We start from the raw sequence: 18,776 nt of genomic DNA on the forward strand, positions 1-18,776 counted from the left end.
CCGGCGAACCCACCGACACGAAAGGCCCAGCATGCCCGACCAGAAGGCCGCGCGCCGCATCGTCGACATCATGACCGGCACCTGGCAGGCCCAGGCCCTGTACGCGGCGGTCACCCTCGGCCTCGCCGACCACATCGAGGACGGCCGCACCACCGACGAGGAGTTGGCCGCGGCGACGCGTTCCGACACCGACGGCATCCGCCGGCTGATGCGGCTGCTCACCGCCATGGACGTCTTCGAGGAGTCGGCGGGCGGCTACCGGCTCGCCCCGACCGGTGAGCTGCTGCGGACCGACGCGCCGCACGCCATGGGCGACTTGGTCCGCCTGTACGGCGCGGAGTTCCACCGCGCGTGGGGCGCGGTGGTGCCCGCCGTCCGCACCGGCACCTCCGGTTTCCAGCACGCCTTCGGGACGAGCCTGCACACCCACCTGGAGAGCCCGGAGGCAGGGGCGAAGTTCCAGCGGGCCATGAACGCGGGCAACGTCTTCTTCCCCGAGGTCCTGGACGCCTTCGACTTCTCCGGCCGCGACCTGGTCGTCGACGTCGCCGGCGGCAGCGGGCTGCTGCTCGGCACGGTGCTGCGGGCCCACCCGCACCTGCGCGGCATCCTCGTGGAGCGGCCCGGCATGGTGCCGGTGGCGGAGGCCCACCTCGACGCGGTGCTGGGCGCCGGCCGCCACGAGGTGCGCGCCGGCGACGCCTTCGCGGGCGTGCCGGCCGGCGGTGACGTCTATCTGCTCTCGCGCGTCCTCCAGGACTGGGACGACGACCGCTGTCTGACGCTGCTGCGCCACATCCGCGGCGCCCTGGCCCCCAAGGGCCGGCTGCTGGTCCTCGAACGGGTCGTGCCCGACGACGGGGAGGCCCTGCTGCCGCTCCTGTACGACCTGCACCTGCTGATGGCCGCCGGCGGCCGCGAACGCGACCTCGCCGGCTACCGCGCCCTGTTCGCGGCCGCCGACCTGGAGCTGACGTCGGTCCACGCCCTGGCCCTCGAAACCAGCCTGCTGGTCGCGGCGGCGGCCGGGTGAGGCCCGCCCCGGCTCCTTCCCCGCACATCGGAGTGGTGAGATGAGCAACGACCACCTCACGGTCGGCATCGTCGGTGGCGGCCCGCGCGGACTGTCAGTCCTGGAGCGGATCTGCGCCAACGAGCGCAAATCCCCGTCGAGTTCGTCGGTGACGGTCCACGTGGTGGACCCGTACCGGCCCGGGCCCGGCAAGGTGTGGCGTACGGCGCAGTCCCGGCATCTGCTCATGAACACCGTGGCGTGCCAGGTCACCGTCTACACCGACGCCAGCGTGGTGATGGACGGGCCGGTGGAGGAGGGGCCGAGCCTGTACGCGTGGGCGGCGGGGCTCGCCCGGGCCGCGGACAGCCGCACCGCCGGCGCGGCGGAGGAGCGGGCGTTCCTCGACGAGGCGCGGCGCACTGGCCCCGACTCCTACGCCAGTCGCGCGCTGTACGGCCGCTACCTGGCGGACTGCTTCGACCGTGTCGTCGAGCGCGCCCCCGGCCACGTTTCGGTTCGGGTGCATCGGCAGCCGGCCACCGCCCTGGACGACGGGCCCGCCGGAACACAGGTCTTGGCCCTGGCCGATGGCACCCGGCTGGCGGGGCTCGATGCGGTGGTCCTCGCTCAGGGGCATCTCCCGGCCCGGCCCTCGCCGCAGGAGGCGCGGGTCATGGGAGAGGCGCGGGCCTGCGGGCTGACGTACATCCCCCCGGCCAATCCCGCTGAGGTGGACCTGTCCGCGGCCGAGCCCGGCCGGCCGGTGCTGCTGCGGGGCCTGGGCCTCAACTTCTTCGACGAAATGGCCCTGTTGACGGTCGGGCGCGGCGGGCGCTTCGAGCGCGAGGAGGGCGGTCGGCTGCGGTATCTGCCGTCGGGGCGCGAACCCACGCTCTACGCCGGTTCGCGGCGCGGTGTCCCGTATCACGCGCGGGGCGAGAACGAGAAGGGGGCGCACGGCCGCCACCACCCGCGCCTGCTCACCCCGGAGCGGATCGCCCGCCTCACGGCACGGGCCGACCGTGGCGAGCACGTGCAGTTCGGCACCGACGTGTGGCCGCTGATCGCCAGGGAGGTGGAGAGCGTCTACTACGGGACGCTGCTGGCCGCCCGCGGCCGGGCGGCGGAGCGCGCCCGCTGCGTTGACCGTTACTTGGCGGCGCGGCCGGGCGAGGAGGCCGGACTGCTCGACGCGTACGGTATCCCCGTCGCCGACCGCTGGGACTGGGGTCGGATCTCGCTGCCGTACGGGCAGCGGGTGTTCACCGACCGTTCGGCGTTCCGCGACTGGCTGCTGGCGTATCTGGCCCGGGACGTGCGCGAGGCACGCGCGGGGAACGTCAACGGGCCGCTGAAGGCCGCCCTGGACGTCCTGCGGGACCTGCGCAACGAGATCCGGCTGGTGGTGGACCACGGTCGGCTGGAGGGCAACTCCTACCGGGACGACCTTCAGGGCTGGTACACACCGCTCAACGCCTTCCTGTCGATCGGCCCGCCCGTCTCGCGCATCGAGGAGCTCATCGCGCTGGTGGAGGCCGGCACGGTCCGGCCGGTCGGCCCGGGTATGCGGGTCCGCGTGGTCACCGAGGGCCCCGGGGCCCCGGCCTACGAGGCCGTCTCCGACCGGGTCGGCGGGGACCCGGTCCGCGCCACCATCCTCGTCGAGGCCCGGTTGCCCGAAACCGACGTGCGGCGCACCGACGACCCGTTACTGACCCACCTGTTGGCGACCGGTCAGGCCACCGCGTACCGCATCGCCGGTGCACACGGCACGAGTTACCAGACCGGCGGGATGGCCGTCACGGAGCGGCCCTACCGGGTGGTGGCCGCCGACGGCCACGCGCATCCGCGCCGGTTCGCCTACGGGGTGCCCACGGAGGCCGTGCACTGGGCCACCGCGGCGGGCATCCGTCCCGGCGTCAATTCGGTGACGCTGGGCGACTCCGACGCCCTCGCACGCGCCGTGTTGGAACTCGCCCCCGTCGGGGACGGCGGCGAACCGCAGGACGACCTGACCGGCACCGGACTGAAGGAGGCAACACTATGACCATGCCCTCGCACACCGACGCGGACGCGGGACGGGATGCCGGGCTCCTGTCGCCAGTCCGCGCGGGCACTCCCGTGGAGCGGGCCGTTTCCGACGAGGCGTGGCTGCAGGCCATGCTCGACGCGGAGGCCGCCCTGGCCCGCGCCCAGGCCGAGTTGGGCACGCTGCCCCGCACCGCGGCCGAGGTCATCACGGGCGCGGCGGTCGCGGACCGGTTCGACGTCCGTGCTCTCGCCCTGGCGTCCCGTGAGACCGCCAACCCCGTCGTCGGGTTGGTGCGGGCGCTGGGCGAGGCCGTCGCGCAGGAGTCTTCGACGGCCGCGGAGTATGTGCACCGGGGCTCCACCAGCCAGGACATTCTCGACACCGGGGCCATGCTGGTGGCCCGGCGGGCGCTGGGCATCATCCGGTCCGACCTCGACCGCGCCGTCGGCGCGCTCGGCGCGCTGGCCGCCCGGCACCGGGACACCCCGATGGCCGGCCGTACCCTCGCCTTGCACGCGGTGCCCACCACGTTCGGCCTCAAGGCGGCCGGGTGGCGGGAGTTGACGTTGCAGGCCGGCGAACGCCTGGGCGCCGTGGCGGACTCCCTGCCGGTGTCCCTGGGCGGGGCCGCGGGCACGCTGGCCGGCTATCTGGAGTACGCGGCCCTCGACGGCTCCCCCGCCGCGCCCGGCGAGTACGCCGACCGGCTCGTGGACGCCTTCGCCGCCGAGACGGGGCTCGCCCGACCGGTACTGCCGTGGCACGCCCTGCGCACCCCGCTCGCCGACCTCGCGGCGGCCCTGGGGTTCACCGCCGGTGGACTCGGCAAGATCGCGGTGGATGTGCAGGCGTTGACCCGCACCGAGGTCGGGGAGGTCGCCGAGGCGCCGGTCGCCGGCCGCGGCGGCTCCTCCGCCATGCCGCACAAGCGCAACCCGGTCCTGGCAACGCTGATGCGCAGCGCTGCCATCCAAGTCCCGGTCCTCGCCGGCGCGTTGACCCAGTGCCTGGTCACCGAGGACGAGCGGTCCGCCGGGCCCTGGCACGCGGAGTGGAACCTGCTGCGCGCGTGCCTGCGGTTGACCGGGGGCGCCGCGCACACCGCCGTGGAACTCGCCGAGGGGTTGCTGGTGCAGCCCGAGCGGATGCGCGCCAACCTCGATCTGACGGGCAGTCGGCTGGTGTCGGAGCGGGTGGCGGCGGCGCTGGCGCCCCGGCTCGGCCGGTCCCGCGCGGCTCGACTGCTCGCCGACGCCTCCACCGCGGCCGAGCGGGACGGGGTGGACCTGCGCACCGTGCTGGCCGCGCTGCCGGAGGTGACCGCTCACCTCGGGGACCGGGAGTTGATCACCCTGCTCGATCCGGCCGCCTACACCGGGGCCGCTGGCGCCCTCGTCGACCGCGCGCTGCGCCATGCCCCGTCGGGTCGGGCCTCGGACGCCCCAGGGTTCCCGTGACCGGCGTCGGTGTCAGGCGCCCCGCTCCAGGTCGAGGAGGTGGCGCTTGGCCCTCTCGCCGCCGGCGTAGCAACCGGTGCCGCCGTTCGACGGCACGACGCGGTGGCAGGGCAGGACGACGCAGAGCGGGTTCGCGCTCAGGGCGGTGCCCACCGCGCGGGCCGCGCTCGGTCGGTCGAGTGCGCGAGCCAGGTGGCCGTAGGTCGCCGTGCGGCCGTAGGGCACGAGTGCGTCCAGTGCCCGCACGGTCTCGGCGCAGAAGGGTGTGGCGAGCGTCAGGTCGAGCGGGAGCGTGAAGTCCCGCCGTCTGCCTGCCAGATAGGCCGCGAGTTGGTCTTCGGCCGTGTCGAGCAGGGTGGTCTGCTGCGGTGTCCGGGTGTCGGCGGGCGCCTCGCGCAGCCCTGCGCGCGCCAGCTTCCGTCCGACCTCGTCGGCGCTGTGGAATCCGCAGTAGACGAGCGCGTGGTCGGTGGCGGCGAGCCGCAGCTCGCCGAGCGCGGTGTCGCGGACGGTCAGCGCGACGCCGGGCTGGTTGGCGGCACGGGGGCTCGGCATGGGTTCTCCTCGACGGTCGTGCTCAGGCGGGCAGCGGCCGGCAGCTCTTGCAGGCCCGGTACCCGGCCCGGTGGGCCTCCCGCGCGTCGGCGAACGGGACCCGGTGCGGCGAGGTGATCCGCCGCGCGTGGGCGCAGGTGGGGTGGCAGTAGATGCGGGTGGTCGCGCTGCCGAGGAAGACGGTGCCGTTGTGCGACCACCGGTGCACCTCGGTCATGTCGACGCCCTCCGCCGAGCGCAGCGCGTCGCCGATCGCCGGCAGGTACGCCGCGTCGCACGGCGCCCCGTTCTCGTGCGTCACGCGGTGGCACGGCACCAGCACCGCGAGCGGGTTGCGGGCCAGCAGGCCCACCAGCGACTCGGGTTCCCGTGTGGTCGGCAGTCCCCTCTCCCGGGCGATCCAGGACAGCGGGCGCAACTGGCCGGCCGGGATGGCCCGCACGGCCCGTAGGACGGCCGCCTCGGCCTCGTCCACCGGGCCCGGGTCCAGCGGCAGGTTCCGTGCCCGTCCCGTGCGCAGGGCCGTCATCAGGCCGGGGAACCGCTTGGTCGTGGGGATTGCGGATCGGCCGGTGCGCCGCCGGTGCAGCTCCTCGAACCGCTCGGGGGTGAGCCCGCCGGCCGCGAGCGCGGCCCCGGTGATGGCCTCCGTTGTGGAGGCCACATAGAGTCCGCCCGCCGCGGTGTCCAGGCGCGCGTACGTGTCGTAGCGCTCGCGCCCGATGCCCGCGCGCTGGAGGATCCGCAGCGCGAAGTCCGCCGGCTCCAGTGGCAGGCCCAGCTCTCCGCCCGGCCCGGGGTGGACCCGCTGATCGTCCGCGTTCATGTCGTCACCTCCCTCAACTCGTCGTCCGGCGCCAGCAGGCGCCGTAAGCCCCACATGCCGCGCGAGACCTGTGCCTTGGCCGTCCCGACGGGACAGCCCTGTACGTGGGCGACCTCCACGTAACTCATGCCCACCACGTGTCGCAGCACCACCGGGACGCGGTAGTGCTCCGGCAGTTCGGACAGCGCCGCGACCAACCGGCCGCGGTCGTCCGCGTTCAGCGCCCGCTCGGCCGGTCCCGGCTCCGCGGTCGACAGGATGTCCTCGGCGTCGTCGATCTGCATGACCGACGCCGGCCGGCGGGTGCTGGTGCGTACGTGGTTGCGCCATACGTTCGCCGCGATGGTCATCAGCCAGGCGCGCGGACGCAGGGTCCGTCGCCGTTCGGGCGAGTAGGTCTGCAACGCCGTGTAGGCGCGCAGGAAGGTGTCCTGCCCCAAGTCGTCCGCTTCCGCGGGCGATCCGGAGACGCGCAGCAGGAACGCGTGTACGCCCCTGGCGTGGGTCCGCACCAGCTCCGTGAAGCCGTCGTCCAGATCCGTCGCCAGCAGGTCGGTGAGTTGCTCGGCCACCTCGTCCATCGCTAGTCAAACACCGTCCTGTGGAGAAGGGTTGCGGAAAGGGGAACCCGGGCAGCGGCCACCACCGCCCGGACGTGGTGATCCGGGTGCCCCGGGAGGTTGCGGTGAGCCGCCCGCGGCGCCGGGTCCGTGGCCGCTCAGGGCGCGGCGAACCCTGCGGTCGCCCGCAGCGCGGGGTCGTCCGTGTCGATGGCCTCGTACAGCCGTCGCAGTCGCGGTAGGGGCTCGATGCCGAAGGAGCCGCCCAGTCGGCAGCGCAGCCGGTGGAAGACGTCCAGCGCCTCAAGTCGCCGGCCGGAGTGGTACAGGGCCACCATGTACTGCGCGTGGATGTTCTCGTTCGTCGGGTGACGTGACGTCAAGACCCCGAGTTCCGGGAGGAGTTCTACGTGTCGGCCGAGTAGGAGGTCCGCCTCGATCCGCTGTTCCAACACCCCTGTGCGGGCCTCCTCCAACTCCACCACGTGCACGGAACTGAGCGGTCCGGGTGGCACGTCGGCCAGGGCCGGGCCGCGCCAGAGTGCGAGGGCCTGCCCCAGCAGCGCGGAGGCACGGGCGGGGTCGCCCGCGGCGCGGGCCTCACGTCCCCGGCCGGCCAGGTACTCGAAGGCGAGCCGGTCGCTCGCCTTCGGGGACACGCCGAGTTGGTAGCCCTGGCAGCGGGTGATCAGGCGGTGACTGTGGTCGGCCGGAGCGGTGCGCAGGACCTGCCGGATGTAGAGCACGTACGTCTGGAGGGTGGAGATCGCCGTCTTGGGCGGGCAGGCCCCCCACAGTTCCGCGACGCACTCGCTGGCGCGGACGGTCCGGTTGGCGTTGAGGGCGAGCAGGGCCAGCAGTTGCCGGGGCTTGGGAGCGCTGGGGGTGCGTTGGTGGCCGTCGACGACCAGCGAGAGCGGGCCGAGCACGCCCACTCGCAGCGGAAGGTCCGCGACCTCCGCGCCCTGGCGCCCGACCGTACCCACCCGGGTCATCGGAGGCCCCCGCCGCACGCGTGCGTGGAGTGCGGGAGGGGGAAGGAGTGGCGAACTGTGTGCTGTCGTCGGGGCATTGGCGGCCTCCGGTCGTTCCGGTGGTGGGCGGCCGGTGCACCATGCGTCCTTACCCGACACGCGCACAACCGCCAACTTCCCAAAGATGTAGGAGGTTTGCTGATCGTCACGCAACGGCCCAGGCCCGGGCGCCACGGGCTCCGTGGGGCAACTTGCCAAAATTGTCGCCGGACGGTTTTGGCGCCTGGCAATGGGGACAACGCCCGCTATTCTCTTGCCAGTTCAGGTATCCGGGGTCACGCCGCTAGGGGGAGCAAGCATGACCACGAACCGTTCGTCGCGCATGCACAGTCCACACCGCCAGATGACGATCGACGCCTTCAGCAGGGATGTGTTCGGGCACCTGCCCCGGCAGGATCAACGCCGTTGGGCCGAGACGTATCTGCGCGGACTGATCGGCACACCGGGCAAGAAGTCCGTGCGGCGGATGGCCGCCGCGGTCTCCGGCGGTCCCACCGCCTCCCAGTCACTCCATCAGTTCGTCAGCGCGAGTCCCTGGCTGTGGGACCCTTCGCGCCGCGCCCTCGCGGACTGGGCCCGGCAACGGGCCGCCGTGCGGGCCTGGAGCCTCGTACCGGTCGTGGCTCCGAAGCGGGGTGAGCACTCCGTCGGCGTGCACCGCCGCTTCGATCCCGCGGCCGGGCGCGTCATCAACTGCCAGGTCGGCATCGGACTGCTGCTGTCCAGTTGCTGCGGCGACGTACCGGTGGACTGGCGGCTTCACCTTCCCGAAGTCTGGTGCCGGGACCAGCAGTTACGCCGCCGCGCGCGGATACCCGACTCCGCGGACGCCCGCCCGCTGTGGGCGCTCGGCGTGGAACTCGTCGACACCCAGATATGCCGCCACGAGGGGCCACCGCCACCGGTGGTGGCGGACGCCAGGGAGCTCCTCGACACCGCCTCTCTGGTCAACGGGTTGTCCAACCGCGGCCTGAAGTTCCTCGTCACGGTCTCGGGGACCCTGGTGGTGCGCGGCGGTCCGCACCTCGGTTCGCAGCGGCGGGTGGGCACCAACTCCCTGGCGGCCCGCCTGTGCGTGGTCGACCGCCGCCTTCAGCGCGGTGCCCCATCCCTGGTGACGACCGCCCGGGACCGGCACCGGAACACCGCCGCCATGTGGACCCTCTCTGGTCCCGTCCATCTGCCGCACGGCCAGCAGACGATGCGGCTGCTCGCCAAGTGGCACCCCATGCACCCCAGTCCCGCCCGTGTCTGGCTCACCAACATCGCCGACATCGACGAACTCCAGGCCCTGGTGCACACCCAGGCCGGCGTCGGCGCCGCGATGCAGACCCTCCGGGAACGCTTCGGACTCCACGACTTCGAGGGCCGCTCCTTCCCCGGCTGGCACCACCACATGACCTTGGTCTCGGCCGCGTACGGATGGCACCGCCTCTCCGGCTCCGCTCCCGACCGACACGTCCCCACCGACGACTTCACCCCGCCCTTGGGCGAACTCCAGCCGGCCGGCTCCTGACACCGGCACCATCCGGGTCGGCGCCCTTGCGATGACGGCGCCGACCCGTCTGCCCGTCGCTGTGATCACCGAACGGCCGGTCGCGGCACCGCCGTTCCTCCGACAGTCCAGTGGGGAGCGGTCTGCCTCGGTATCGACGACCCGTTTCAGACGGCGGCGGCCGTCGGCGCAGGAGTGGTGCCGTGCAGGGTTCGGAGGACGCTCTGGTGGGTGAGCCAGCCGACGAGGCGTTTCCCGTCCGGGTCGAGGACGGGCAGGCTGGTGCCGGAGGCGGTCGCGAGTGCGTGCACGGCAGTGGCCAGCGGCATGTCTGCGCTGATGGCCGGGGTGGGGCGGACGAGGTCGCCCACTCGCCCGGGTCGGGCTGCGGGGCTGTCGGCGAGTGCTTCGGCGACGGCTCGGGCGGTGAGCGTGCCCAGGCAGCGTCCGTGGTCGTCGACGACCGGGAGCACGCCGCGCTCGGACCGGGCCAACAGGTCTGCGGCGGTGGTGAGTTCGGCCTTTGGGGACAGGGGTTCCGGTACGTCGTCCATCGCCGCGCCCACCGTCTGTGCGCCGAGGGCTGCGTGGGGTGCGGGAGTGTGGAGGTCGATGCCGCGGCGGCGGAGTTTGAGGGTGTAGACGGTGTCGCGGGTGAGGAGGCGACTGGTGGCGGTGGCGAGGACGATGGCGAGCATCAGGGGCAGGATGATCGTGTACTGGCCGGTGAGTTCGAAGAGGATGACGACGGCGGTGATGGGGGCGTGTGAGGCACCGGCGAAGACCGCGCCCATGCCGACCAGGGCGTAGGCGCCGGCCTCGCCCGCGGTGCCGGGTATGAGGTGCCCGGCCAGGGCGCCGTACGCGGCGCCCAGCATGGCGCCGATGAACAGGCTGGGGGCGAAGACGCCGCCGGATCCGCCGATGCCGATGGTCAGGCTGGTGGCCACGACCTTGCCGACCAGGAGGAGAAGGAGGAAGGCGATGACGTATCCGCCGCGGGTGGCCTTCTCCAGTACGGGGTAGCCGACGCCGTACATCTCGGGCAGTGCCAGCAGCACCAGGCCCAGCAGCAGTCCGCCGACCGCGGGCCGCAGCCACTCCGGTCCGCGCCAGGCCCAGTCGCAGGCGTCCTCGACCCAGTACAGGACGCGGGTGAAGCCCACTCCCACGACGCCCGCCACCACGCCGAGGAGCGCGAACAGCCCGTACTGTGCGAGGTGTTCGACGTGGAAGGGCGGCAGGGTGAGGAAGGCGGTGTTGCCGAAGGCGGCGCGTCCGATGACGCTGGCGGTGACGCCGGACAGCACGATGGCGCCGAACGCCTCGGCGCTGAAGACGCCCAGGATCAGTTCCATGGCGAAGAAGACGCCGGCCAGTGGGGCGTTGAAGGTGGCGGCGATGCCTCCGGCGGCGCCGCAGGCGACCAGCAAGCGCAGCCGGTCTGCGGGCACCTTCGCCACCCGGCCGAGTGTCGAGCCGAGGGCGGAGCCGATCTGGACGATGGGCCCCTCGCGTCCGACGGAGCCGCCGGATCCGATGCACAGTGCGGAGGCGAGTGCCTTGACGACGGAGACCTGGGGGTTGATCCGTCCGCCGCGTTGCGCGACCGCGAGCATCACCTCGGGCACACCGTGCCCACGGGCCTCCTTGGCGAACCGGTCGACCAACGGCCCGTAGAGCAGCCCGCCCAGCACCGGGGTGATGACGACGAACGCCGGCCCGAGCCACGGCACATGGGGGTTGGCGCTGCCGCCGGCGGCGGCGTAGTCGGCGTGGCCGGAGAAGAGACGGGTGAACGTCGTGATCAGCCAGCGGAAGGCGATGGACCCGAGGCCGGCGCCGGTTCCCACCACGAGCGCGAGCATCCATACGCCCCACGACGACCCCCACAACCGTGCCGCCGGGGACGGGGGTCGGGCCTCGACGGTCGGTGCCGCGGTGGCGAGATGAGTAGGCGGTATCGCGTCTGTACCCGTCATGGTTTTCCCCTCCACGCTCTTTTTGCATTATGCAAACGATGTCAAGTGCGCGGGCGGGCGCGGTAGAAAGGGGAATGATCGAGCGCGGAGGAAGGACATCGAACATGGCGGATGTGGACGCGGTCACCCGGGCGGTGTTGACCGCCTCACGGGTCCTGGTCGGCGTCTCCGCACGGTCGCTGGCCGCGGTGGAGGACACGGTCACGCTGCCGCAGTTCCGTCTGCTCGTGGCGCTGTCGACGCACAGTGACGCCAACCTCTCAACGGTCGCCGACCTGCTCGGCGTCAACCCCTCGACGGCGATGCGCATGATCGACCGGCTCACCGCCGCCGGCCTGACCGAACGCCGCGCCAACCCTGCCAACCGCCGGGAGTCCCTGATCCAACTCACCGAGGACGGCGGCCGGATCGTCGACGAGGTCACCGCCCGCCGTCGGGAGGAGATCGCCAGCATCGTCAGTCGTATGGACCCGGCCCAGGGCCAAGCCCTGGTCGAGGCCCTCACCGCCTTCGCCACGGCCGCCGACGAACCAGCCGTCCCTGCCGTCGGACCGGACGCATACCCGCTGGGTTGGACCGAGCCCACCCCTCGTTGACGACAGAATTGGCTCGTTGTCCGAAGACGGGTGAGGCCCGCCCCCCATCGCGGAGGATGCGTCAGGTCACGGAGAGGGGCGCCGCGACGGGGGTTCCAGGAGTGTCATCGCGAGGGAGAGGGTGAGCAGGAGGACTTCGACGACGACGCTTTCGCCCCCGGGGGGATCGCTCCAGTAGCTGTCGTCGGCGCCGCGCTCCGGGATCTCGGGGATCCACGCGAGGACGCTGCCCAGCAGCGGACCATCCGCGATCCAGGCAGCGAGCAGCCACGCGTCTCGGTACCGGCCGGTTCGAAGTCCGGCGAGCAGCAGCCCGGCGCATACGATGCCGCCGCCTTCCACCAGGTAGTAGGCGAGGGCGATGTAGCGCGGGGTCTCATCGCCGGGGATACCGCCCTGGTCCTCGACGTGGACCCAGACGACGGCCAGGCACAGCACCGCGGCCGTCACCCGGGCGGCACGGTCGACTACCGTGCTACGACAGTGCATGCGGCAAACCTCCTGGAGCGGCGGACGACAGCGCTCCCGGCAGATCAACGAGCCGACTGGCGTGGCGTCCCGGCTTCGCCGAGAGGGACAGTGTCGGGAGCGGTGCGCGTCGCGAGGAGTGGGTTCAAGACGTCGTGCGGTACCTCAATATCTGTCGCGCCCGTGCGTCAGGACGTCAGTGCCCCTTCCACGAAGGCCATGCGTGGGACCGCTGGCGGTCGTGGAAGCGGGACACCGAGGTCGGGATGGACGGCGCTGGTGAGCGCCGGGTCAGGCCGTCACATCCGTGGCGAGTTCGTTGAGGACGTCCTCGCCGTAAAGGTCGTGCAGCCAGTTGGTTTGGTAGATGGTGTCCAGGTAACGCTCACCGAGGTCCGGTGCGATGGCCACCGCGGTGAGGTCCTGGCCCTCGTGCTGGCTCAGCCAGTGCGCGGCTCCGCTGACCACCGTGCCGGTGGAGCCGCCGAAGAGGAATCCGCGCCTGGCCAGGCGGTGGCAGGCGCGGATGGTGTCCGGTTCCTCCACGCGGACCACCTCATGCACGTAGGACTCGTCCAGGATCGCCGGGCGGACGCTGGTGCCCAGGCCGGGGATCATGCGGCGGCCCGGTTCGCCGCCGAAGGTCACGGAGCCGGCGCTGTCCACCGCGACGATCCGCACCTGTCGGTGCAGGGTGCGGAAGTAGCGGGCGCAGCCCATCAGGGTTCCGGTGGTGCCGGCTCCGATGAACAGCACGTCCAGCCCCGGGAAGCGGCGGGCGATGGCCGGTGCGGTGGTGCGGTAGTGCGCCTTCCAATTGTCGGTGTTGCAGTACTGGTTGAGCCACACGTACCGGTCGTCGGACTCGCACAGTGCTTTGACATGGGCGATCCGGGCGCCGAGCAGTCCGCCTTCGGCCGCCGGTTCGGAGATGATGTGTACCTGGCTGCCCATCGCCTCCATGAACCGTCGGGCGGACAGGTTGCACCGGGAGTCGGTCACGCACACGAAGCCGTAGCCCCTGCTGGCGGCTATCAGGCTCAGGGCCACGCCCAGGTTGCCGGACGAGGACTCGACGAGGATGGATCCGGGCTTGAGGATCCCGAGCCATTCGGCGGCCTCGACCATTTCGGTGGCCGCCTTGAGTTTGATCGAACCGGCGAAGTTGAAGCCCTCGCACTTCAGGAAGAGGGAGTGACTGATGATCGGCCGCAGGTCGACATACAGGTCCTCTTCGTTGAAGTCCGTGGGGACGGAGATGATGGTCATGACGCCCCTTCGAACAGTGGTAGTGACCTTGGTCGTTCAGCCATAGCGGCGCAGCTCGTGGAAGAAGTCCTCGACGACGTGTAGTTGGCCGGAGCGGGCCACTTCGTCGTAGACGTGCTTGCCGACGGCGAGGTCCAGGACCCCGAGTCCGAACGGTGAGAACACCACGGTTCGGTCCTTCGGTACGGTGACCCGTCCGGCCATCACGTCGTCGAGCGTGCCGGCGAGGAAGTCCCGTCCCCCGGTGCGTTGTTCGGCGAGGTGGGGTGAGGTGTCGGCCTTCAGGCAGTGTTCGATGTCGTCGACGATGTTGGTGGCGGCGAGCACGATCTCGGGGGCGAGGTCGCGTAGCGAGATGTGCAGGACCAGCGGGTGGTGGTCGAACCAGGTCACGTCGCTGACGTGCGGTTGTCCGGCGATGGTGGCGAAGACGACCAGGTCGCTGTTGCGGATGAGTTCCTCGGCGCTGTCGTGCACCGTGATCATCGGGCTGTTGGTGGAGGTCTGTTCGAGGTAGGTGCGGAATCCGGCGGCGCTGTCGGGTGACAGGTCGTGCACGCCGATCTGGTCGAACTCCCAGTCGGTGCCGGCCAGGAAGGTGTGGATGTAGCGGGCGATCAGGCCGGTGCCGAAGAATCCGACGCGCCGGGGGCGCGGTCGGCCGAGGCTGAGCCGGTCGGCGGCGAGGGCGGCGGACGCGGCTGTCCTGGTGGCGCTGATGATGGAGCTTTCCAGGCAGGCGAGCGGATAGCCGGTTTCGTGGTCGTTGAGGATCAGCACGGCCGAGGCGCGCGGGATTCCGGCTGCCACGTTGGTGGGGAAGCTGGAGATCCACTTCAGGCCGTCGATCGGTGACTGTCCGCCGAGCGAGGCCGGCAGCGCGATGATGCGGGAGGTCGGCCGGTCGGGGAAGCGCAGGAAGTACGAGGGCGGGTTGACCGACTTGCCGTCGCCGTGCAGGCGGTAGGTGGCTTCGACCAGGTCGACGATCTCGCGCTCGTGCCCGGTGAGGGCCTGTTGGACCTGGGCGCCGGAGATCACCGCGAAGGGCGGGGCGGTGCGCGGTGTCGGTTCGTCGGCGGTTGTCTGGGAGTGGGGGGTGGTGTGTGCGGTGGTCACTTGGGGGTCACCTCGATGGTGGGCGAGCAGTCGGTCAGGTGCACCGGGTCGGTCATGGCGACGAGGACTTCGCGCGCCCCGTCGAACGGCTCCCGGCTGTGGGCGGTGCGGATGTTGTCCACGAGCATCAGATCGCCGGCCTGCCAGGGCTCGCGCGCGGTGTGGGTCTCGTAGACGGTGTTGAGGAGTTGGACGGTGTCGGCGTCGATCGGGTCGCCGTTGCCGAAGAAGGTGTTGAACGGCAGTCCGTCGGCGCCGTATTCGTCCACCAGGTATTCGCGGATCTCCGGAGCGATGGTCCACTCGTTGAGGAAGGCGATCTGGTTGAACCAGCAGCGCTGGCCGGAGACGGGGTGGCGCACGACGGCGCTGCGCCGTTGGCGGGTGCGCAGGCCGCCGTCGGGTTGCCACTCGAAGGCGATGGCGTTGTCCCGGCAGTACTGTTCGACGGTGATGCGGTCGTCGGTGCCGAACGCCTCGGCGACGGAGGCGCCGATGTCCTCGTTGTAGGTGCGGGTCAGCAGCCAGCCCTGTCGTTCGAAGCGCTTGACGAGCCTGCGGGGCAGTGCGTTCAGGACGGCCGCGGAGTCCGCTACGCCGGTCGCCCCGCCGCTGGTGGGTGCGTTCAGGCAGGCGAAGAGCATCAGGCCGGGCAGTTCCAATGTGTAGCTGAGTTCGTGGTGCATGCACATCGGTTGGTTCTGCGGCCACTTGGAGGAGGAGTACACGCCCTCCTCGTAGGTCTGGCGCGGGGCGAAGCTCTCCTTGTCGGCCATCAGGTGGGGGGACAGCGTTCGGAAGGCCGCCGTGGTCTGGGTCGCGTCGCGCAGGCCGAGGCCGCGCACCAGGACGGCGCCGTGCTTGGTGACGGCGGCACGGAGTGCGTCGCGGTGTCGGGCCACCCACTGCACGGGGTCGTTGCCGGCCTCGGCTCGCAACATCGGTGGCTTGCCGGGGAGGACGGTCATCTCGAACAGTGCGGCTGATGGTGGTGTTGCGGGCATTGACGTCCCGTTCCTTTCTCGTTCTCTCGTTGCTGGTTCGGGGCTTGGTGTGGGCGTCACCGGGGAGTCGTCGGTGGGTGGACGGCGCGCAGGACGGCCTGTGCCGCCTCGGCCGGGCGGGTGCGCGGGAAGTAGTGGCCACCGTCGGGGAGTTGGTGCAGGTCGACGTGGTCGGCCAGGGTCCGCCACTGGAGGTGTCGGTGCGCGGCGTCCGCGGTGATCGGGTCGTCGTCGGCGACGATCGCGGTGAGGGGTGTGGTCAGCCTGGCCGTCGGGGGGCGGTCGAGGGCGCCGGCGAAGTAGCGGTGGGCGCAGAGGGCGTCGTGTCGGTAGGCGGCTGCGGCGCGGGTGGCGCGTTGGCGGTCGAGTTCGCCCAGGGTGCCGTAGCCGCTGTCTGCGCTGAGTTCCTTGGCGATCTCCTCGTCGCTCTGGGCGGCGAGCGTGCTGGCGGCGGCGTAGCGGTCTGGGGCGTCGCCGAGCAACTGGGCGCCGAGGAAGACCCGTTGGGCGGGGGTCTGGCGGCTTTGCAGGAGTTGGGCGGTTGCCAGGGCGAAGGCGGTGCCTGAGGAGTGGCCCCACAGCAGGATCCTGGTCAGGCCGCGCCGGGTGATCTCCTCGACGACCTGTTCGACCACGCGGTCCAGTGGTGCGAAGGGTTCCTGGTCGACGGCGAGGTCGTGGCCGGGGAGTTCGACGGCGTGGACCGCCACTCCCCCGGTCTGGAGTTGCTTGGCCATCTGTTGGAAGTTGACCGCGTTGCCGCCGGCGTAGGGGAAGCACACCAGGTGGCCGATGGGCTCGCCTTCTGGTTCGGCGAGGGTGTGCAACAGGCCGCGGTGGCGCTCCTGGTGGCCGTCGAGTAGTTCGGCCAAGTCGGCGAGGACCGGGTGCCGGGTGAGGTCCTTGAGGGTGACGGCGCGGTCGAGGGCGATGGCCAGTTTCACGGCCGACAGGGAGGTGCCGCCCAGGTCGAAGAAGTGGTCCTGTCGTCCGATCCGGTCCTCGGGGATGCCGAGGATCTTCGCCCAGGCTCCGGCCAGTCGGCGCTCGGCGGGTGTGCGCGGTGCGTGGTGGGTTTCGGTGTCCTCGGGTTGGTTGGCGAGCGCGGTGAGTGCCTTCTTGTCGATCTTTCCGTTGGCGGTCAGCGGCAGTTGTTCGCGCCAGTGGAAGGTGCCGGGCACCATGTACGAGGGTAGTGACTTGGCGAGTTGCTGCTGGAGGCCCTTGGTGTGCAGGGGCTGTGGGCCGCTGTAGAAGGCCACCAGGCGCTTGCTCTGGTTGTCCCCGACAACCGTGACGGCGCCGTCGCGAACGCCGGGCGCCCGCAGCAGTGCGTTCTCGATCTCGCCGATCTCGATGCGGAAGCCGCGGACCTTGACCTGGGCGTCGCGGCGCCCGAGGAACTCCAGCTTCGCGCCGGGCAGCCATCGGCCGTAGTCGCCGCCCTTGTAGAGCCGTTGGCCCGGGTAGTGCGGGTCGTCCAGGAAGGCGTCCCGGGTGCGTTCGGGGTCGTTGACGTAGCCGCGGCCGACGCAGACGCCGGAGAAGACGATCTGGCCCGGGGCGCCCAGCGGTACCGGCTCCAGGTTGTCGTCGACGATGTAGACGCGCACGTTGTTCACGCAGGGCCCGAGCGGGATCCGGCCGTCGCCCGGCGCCCATTCCATGACCTCGTGGTTGGTGTCGTCGGAGGTCTCCGTCAGGCCGTAGGCGTTGACCAGTCGGATGCCCTGCATGACGGCGAACCAGCGTTGGGCGAGTTCCGTCTTCAGCTCCTCACCAGTGACCGACACGCAGCGCAGGTCCGGGAGTTGGCTGGGGTGGAGTTCCAGGTGGGTCAGGACGGCTTCGAGATAGGAGGGGACGACCTGGAGGACGGTGATGCGTCCGTCGGTGAGGGTGTCGACGAAGCGCGGGACGTCGAGGATCACCTTCTGCTCGACCAGGTGGGTCCGTCCGCCGACCAGGAGTGCGGAGACCAGTTGCCACAGGGAGATGTCGAAGCACTGCGGTGCGGTCTGGGCGACGACGCTGCCCTCGATGATCCCCAGGTCGCCGATCTTGGCGTAGAGGTGGTTGAGGAAGCCGGCGTGTTCGCACATCGCGCCCTTGGGCTCGCCGGTGGAACCGCTGGTGAAGTAGATGTAGGCGAGTTGGTCGGGACCGACCTCGACGTCCAGGTCGTCGGTGTCGAGGTCGTCGTCGGCGAGGACGGTGTCGATGTCCAGGGGGTGGATGTCGGGCAGGGCCGCGAGTGCCTGGTCGAGGGTGGCGGTGCTGCCTGGTTCGGTGAGGACGTGGCGGCATTCGGCCCGGGTGAGCACGGCGGCGATGCGGTCGGGTGGGAAGTGCGGTTCGATGGGCAGGTAGACGCCGCCGGCCTTGAAGACGGCCAGGACGGCGGCCATCCAGTCGAGGTTGCGTTCGGTGACGACGGCGACGACGCCTTCGCGGGTCAGTCCCTGGGCCAGGAGGGCTCGTCCCAGGCGGTTGGCGCGGGAGTTGAGCTCCTGGTAGGTCCACTGCCGGTCGCCGTGCACGGCGGCGACGGCGTCCGGGTGGCGGCGCACGCGTTGCTCGAACAGTTCGTGGAAGCGGTGGTCGGGCAGGTCGAGGTCGGGGCCCGACAGTGCTTCGAGTTGGAAGCGGCGTTCGGCCACGGACAGCAGGCTCTGGGTCGCGTGTGCGGCGTCGGGGTCTGCTGCGAAGCGTGCGAGCGCGGTGAGGTGGTAGCCGGCGATTCGGGCGGCGTACTTCGCGTCCAGTACCTCGGTCCGGTAGCGCAGGTGCAGCGTGATCCGTCCGTCGTGGCGCAGTACCGCCAGCCTGAGCACGGTGGTGTCGGCCAGCTCCTCGGCGGTGCCGGACAGGTCCAACTCGGCCTCGAACGGGGGTTGTTGTGCCAGTCCCAGTTCGGACCTCAGGGCGTCCACCGGGTACTCGTGGTGCGAGCGGAGTTCGGCGGCCGCCCAGGCGGCGTCGCGGGCCAGTTCGCGCCAGGTGCGGGGAGCGGTGGAGACCCGGCAGGGCAGTGCGGGTCCGCCGTCGGTGGGGATGTAGCCGGTGACCACTTCCTGCTCGCCGGCGAGTGCGGCCAGGACTTTGGCGTGGGCGGCCAGCAGGGCCGCGTTCAGACGTACGTCCAGGTTGTCGGTGCGTTGGCGCAGCCTGGTCACCAGGGCGTCCGGAAGGGGTAGTTCATGTTCGGCCACGCCGGTCTCCGGGTCGGGTGTCCAGCGCGGGATCGCGGTGAACCCTCCGGCGGAGAGCACTCTCGTCCAGTACTCGCGGTCGACGTCCTGCGGCTTGTCCATCGGGGTTGCCTCTTGTTCCTCTTCTCGCCGGCGCCACGGTGCGGTGGTCG

The 18,776-nt window shown here is 71.4% G+C and carries 15 protein-coding genes; 5 read left to right on the forward strand and 10 right to left on the reverse strand.

Features of this window, described 5'->3' with window-relative positions; all coding sequences use genetic code 11:
- Positions 1-31 precede the first annotated feature (31 nt).
- The 3 genes from ACIQU6_RS15305 to pcaB are packed head-to-tail and all read left to right on the forward strand — an operon-like array spanning position 32 to position 4,504.
- Positions 32-1,033, forward strand: coding sequence for a methyltransferase (locus ACIQU6_RS15305; protein WP_403482094.1), 1,002 nt, complete (start codon positions 32-34; stop codon positions 1,031-1,033).
- A 40-nt stretch (positions 1,034-1,073) separates the two neighbouring features.
- Entirely contained in the window at positions 1,074-3,062 is a 1,989-nt protein-coding gene (locus ACIQU6_RS15310) for an FAD/NAD(P)-binding protein (RefSeq protein ID WP_403482095.1), read from the forward strand.
- Positions 3,059-4,504, forward strand: coding sequence for a 3-carboxy-cis,cis-muconate cycloisomerase (gene pcaB, locus ACIQU6_RS15315; protein WP_403482096.1), 1,446 nt, complete (start codon positions 3,059-3,061; stop codon positions 4,502-4,504). Before ACIQU6_RS15310 ends, pcaB begins: the two co-directional genes overlap by 4 nt.
- Before the next feature lie 12 nt (positions 4,505-4,516).
- Here the strand turns inward: pcaB and ACIQU6_RS15320 are convergent, their stop codons facing one another.
- From ACIQU6_RS15320 to ACIQU6_RS15335, 4 genes are all read right to left on the reverse strand, one after another.
- Positions 4,517-5,059 carry a methylated-DNA--[protein]-cysteine S-methyltransferase gene (locus ACIQU6_RS15320; RefSeq protein ID WP_403482097.1) on the reverse strand — a complete coding sequence of 181 codons (543 nt, stop codon included), beginning with the start codon at positions 5,057-5,059 and terminating at the stop codon, positions 4,517-4,519.
- Positions 5,060-5,081: 22 nt separating this feature from the next.
- Positions 5,082-5,885 (reverse strand): Ada metal-binding domain-containing protein, encoded by an 804-nt coding sequence (locus ACIQU6_RS15325; RefSeq protein ID WP_403482098.1) that lies wholly within the window; start codon positions 5,883-5,885, stop codon positions 5,082-5,084.
- Positions 5,882-6,466 (reverse strand): RNA polymerase sigma factor, encoded by a 585-nt coding sequence (locus ACIQU6_RS15330; protein ID WP_403482099.1) that lies wholly within the window; start codon positions 6,464-6,466, stop codon positions 5,882-5,884. Before ACIQU6_RS15330 ends, ACIQU6_RS15325 begins: the two co-directional genes overlap by 4 nt.
- 137 nt (positions 6,467-6,603) lie before the next feature.
- A complete protein-coding gene (locus ACIQU6_RS15335) occupies positions 6,604-7,440 on the reverse strand; it encodes a BTAD domain-containing putative transcriptional regulator (protein ID WP_403482100.1) in 837 nt (278 codons plus the stop codon).
- A 337-nt stretch (positions 7,441-7,777) separates the two neighbouring features.
- Between ACIQU6_RS15335 and ACIQU6_RS15340 the strand changes: the two genes are divergently transcribed.
- Positions 7,778-8,995, forward strand: a complete 1,218-nt coding sequence (locus ACIQU6_RS15340; RefSeq protein ID WP_403482101.1) for an IS701 family transposase — start codon at positions 7,778-7,780, stop codon at positions 8,993-8,995.
- Positions 8,996-9,141: 146 nt separating this feature from the next.
- Here ACIQU6_RS15340 and ACIQU6_RS15345 read toward each other — a convergent pair whose 3' ends face one another.
- Entirely contained in the window at positions 9,142-10,842 is a 1,701-nt protein-coding gene (locus ACIQU6_RS15345; protein WP_403482155.1) for a chloride channel protein, read from the reverse strand.
- A gap of 188 nt (positions 10,843-11,030) precedes the next feature.
- Here ACIQU6_RS15345 and ACIQU6_RS15350 point away from each other — a divergent pair, with 188 nt between their 5' ends.
- Positions 11,031-11,552, forward strand: coding sequence for a MarR family winged helix-turn-helix transcriptional regulator (locus ACIQU6_RS15350; RefSeq protein ID WP_403482102.1), 522 nt, complete (start codon positions 11,031-11,033; stop codon positions 11,550-11,552).
- A gap of 66 nt (positions 11,553-11,618) precedes the next feature.
- Here the strand turns inward: ACIQU6_RS15350 and ACIQU6_RS15355 are convergent, their stop codons facing one another.
- From ACIQU6_RS15355 to ACIQU6_RS15375, 5 genes are all read right to left on the reverse strand, one after another.
- Positions 11,619-12,041 carry a hypothetical protein gene (locus ACIQU6_RS15355; RefSeq protein ID WP_403482103.1) on the reverse strand — a complete coding sequence of 141 codons (423 nt, stop codon included), beginning with the start codon at positions 12,039-12,041 and terminating at the stop codon, positions 11,619-11,621.
- 270 nt (positions 12,042-12,311) lie between these two features.
- Positions 12,312-13,289 (reverse strand): 2,3-diaminopropionate biosynthesis protein SbnA, encoded by a 978-nt coding sequence (sbnA, locus tag ACIQU6_RS15360; RefSeq protein WP_403482104.1) that lies wholly within the window; start codon positions 13,287-13,289, stop codon positions 12,312-12,314.
- Between the two features lie 36 nt (positions 13,290-13,325).
- Complete coding sequence (sbnB, locus tag ACIQU6_RS15365) at positions 13,326-14,408, reverse strand: 2,3-diaminopropionate biosynthesis protein SbnB (RefSeq protein ID WP_403482105.1); 1,083 nt, start codon at positions 14,406-14,408, stop codon at positions 13,326-13,328.
- Positions 14,405-15,412 carry a TauD/TfdA family dioxygenase gene (locus ACIQU6_RS15370; protein WP_403482106.1) on the reverse strand — a complete coding sequence of 336 codons (1,008 nt, stop codon included), beginning with the start codon at positions 15,410-15,412 and terminating at the stop codon, positions 14,405-14,407. Before ACIQU6_RS15370 ends, sbnB begins: the two co-directional genes overlap by 4 nt.
- A gap of 56 nt (positions 15,413-15,468) precedes the next feature.
- A complete protein-coding gene (locus tag ACIQU6_RS15375; protein WP_403482107.1) occupies positions 15,469-18,726 on the reverse strand; it encodes an amino acid adenylation domain-containing protein in 3,258 nt (1,085 codons plus the stop codon).
- Between the last annotated feature and the right edge of the window lie 50 nt (positions 18,727-18,776).

The organism is Streptomyces sp. NPDC090442, from assembly GCF_044769405.1.
Taxonomy (GTDB): Bacteria; Actinomycetota; Actinomycetes; order Streptomycetales; family Streptomycetaceae; genus Streptomyces.

Excerpts from the sequence above, each read along its gene's own strand:
- ACIQU6_RS15375 (WP_403482107.1), bottom strand. The coding sequence starts at position 18,726 with ATGGACAAGCCGCAGGACGTCGACCGCGAGTACTGGACGAGAGTGCTC.
- ACIQU6_RS15310 (WP_403482095.1), top strand. The coding sequence starts at position 1,074 with ATGAGCAACGACCACCTCACGGTCGGCATCGTCGGTGGCGGCCCGCGC.
- ACIQU6_RS15320 (WP_403482097.1), bottom strand. The coding sequence starts at position 5,059 with ATGCCGAGCCCCCGTGCCGCCAACCAGCCCGGCGTCGCGCTGACCGTC.
- ACIQU6_RS15370 (WP_403482106.1), bottom strand. The coding sequence starts at position 15,412 with ATGCCCGCAACACCACCATCAGCCGCACTGTTCGAGATGACCGTCCTC.
- pcaB (WP_403482096.1), top strand. The coding sequence starts at position 3,059 with ATGACCATGCCCTCGCACACCGACGCGGACGCGGGACGGGATGCCGGG.
- ACIQU6_RS15325 (WP_403482098.1), bottom strand. The coding sequence starts at position 5,885 with ATGAACGCGGACGATCAGCGGGTCCACCCCGGGCCGGGCGGAGAGCTG.
- ACIQU6_RS15335 (WP_403482100.1), bottom strand. The coding sequence starts at position 7,440 with ATGACCCGGGTGGGTACGGTCGGGCGCCAGGGCGCGGAGGTCGCGGAC.
- ACIQU6_RS15345 (WP_403482155.1), bottom strand. The coding sequence starts at position 10,842 with ATGCTCGCGCTCGTGGTGGGAACCGGCGCCGGCCTCGGGTCCATCGCC.
- ACIQU6_RS15330 (WP_403482099.1), bottom strand. The coding sequence starts at position 6,466 with ATGGACGAGGTGGCCGAGCAACTCACCGACCTGCTGGCGACGGATCTG.
- ACIQU6_RS15355 (WP_403482103.1), bottom strand. The coding sequence starts at position 12,041 with ATGCACTGTCGTAGCACGGTAGTCGACCGTGCCGCCCGGGTGACGGCC.
- ACIQU6_RS15350 (WP_403482102.1), top strand. The coding sequence starts at position 11,031 with ATGATCGAGCGCGGAGGAAGGACATCGAACATGGCGGATGTGGACGCG.
- ACIQU6_RS15305 (WP_403482094.1), top strand. The coding sequence starts at position 32 with ATGCCCGACCAGAAGGCCGCGCGCCGCATCGTCGACATCATGACCGGC.
- sbnA (WP_403482104.1), bottom strand. The coding sequence starts at position 13,289 with ATGACCATCATCTCCGTCCCCACGGACTTCAACGAAGAGGACCTGTAT.
- ACIQU6_RS15340 (WP_403482101.1), top strand. The coding sequence starts at position 7,778 with ATGACCACGAACCGTTCGTCGCGCATGCACAGTCCACACCGCCAGATG.